1 protein-coding gene is annotated in these 1,268 nt (G+C 57.6%); it reads left to right on the top strand.

Annotated elements, in window-relative coordinates:
- Positions 1 to 1,268 (top strand): serine hydroxymethyltransferase (gene glyA / locus ACR0DU_RS21315; protein WP_480877331.1); only part of this gene is annotated, 1,268 nt, incomplete at both ends.

Below are 1,268 nucleotides of genomic sequence, written 5' to 3'. Positions count from 1 at the left end.
GGTTTCTTCACCCAATCCCTTGCCGATCGTGACCCCGAGCTATTTGGCTCGATCACATCCGAGTTGGGCCGCCAGCGCGATGAAATCGAGCTGATCGCATCGGAAAACATCGTCTCTGCCGCTGTCATGGAAGCGCAGGGCTCGGTGATGACCAATAAATATGCCGAAGGTTATCCGGGCCGCCGGTACTATGGCGGTTGTCAGTTCGTCGACATTGCCGAAAATCTGGCTATCGATCGAGCCAAGCAGCTGTTCGGCTGCGAGTTCGCCAATGTCCAGCCAAACTCGGGCTCGCAGGCAAACCAAGGTGTCTTTCAGGCGCTGATCAAACCTGGCGACACGATTCTGGGTATGAGCCTGGATGCAGGTGGTCACCTGACCCACGGTGCAGCCCCAAACCAATCGGGCAAATGGTTCAATGCAGTCCACTATGGCGTGCGCAAGCAAGACAATCTGATCGACTATGATCAGATCGAAGCGCTGGCCAAAGAACACCAGCCCAAGCTGATCATCGCGGGCGGTTCGGCCATTCCGCGTATTATCGATTTTGCCCGCATGCGCGAGATCGCCGATATGGTCGGTGCGTATCTGCACGTGGACATGGCCCATATTGCGGGCCTGATTGCAGCGGGTGAGCACCCCTCGCCCTTCCCGCACGCGCACGTCGCGACAACCACCACGCACAAGACGCTGCGCGGCCCCCGTGGCGGCATGATTCTGACCAACGACGAAGCGATCGCGAAAAAGGTAAACTCGGCAATCTTCCCCGGTATTCAGGGTGGTCCGCTGATGCATGTGATCGCTGGCAAAGCAGTAGCGTTTGGCGAGGCGCTGCGGCCCTCATTCAAGGACTACATCAAGCAGGTTATTGTGAACGCTCAGGCGCTGTCGGATCAACTGATCAAGGGCGGTCTCGACACCGTGACCCACGGCACCGACACCCATGTGGTGCTGGTCGACCTGCGCCCCAAAGGCGTTAAGGGCAACGCGACCGAGAAAGCATTGGGTCGTGCGCATATCACCTGCAACAAGAACGGCGTTCCGTTTGACCCCGAGAAACCAACTATCACCAGCGGCATCCGCCTTGGTTCTCCTGCTGGCACGACACGAGGTTTTGGAGAAGTCGAGTTCCGTCAAATCGCGGATTGGATCATCGAAGTTGTCGATGGTCTGGCCGCCAATGGCGAAGAAGGCAATGCCGCAGTCGAAGCAAAAGTCAAAGCCGAAGTCGCTGAGCTTTGCGCCAAGTTTCCGATCTATCCGAACCT

The organism is Ruegeria sp. G2, assembly GCF_056533505.1.
The sequence above is the reverse complement of the archived record's forward strand: the minus strand, read 5'-3'. Positions and strand labels throughout refer to the sequence as shown.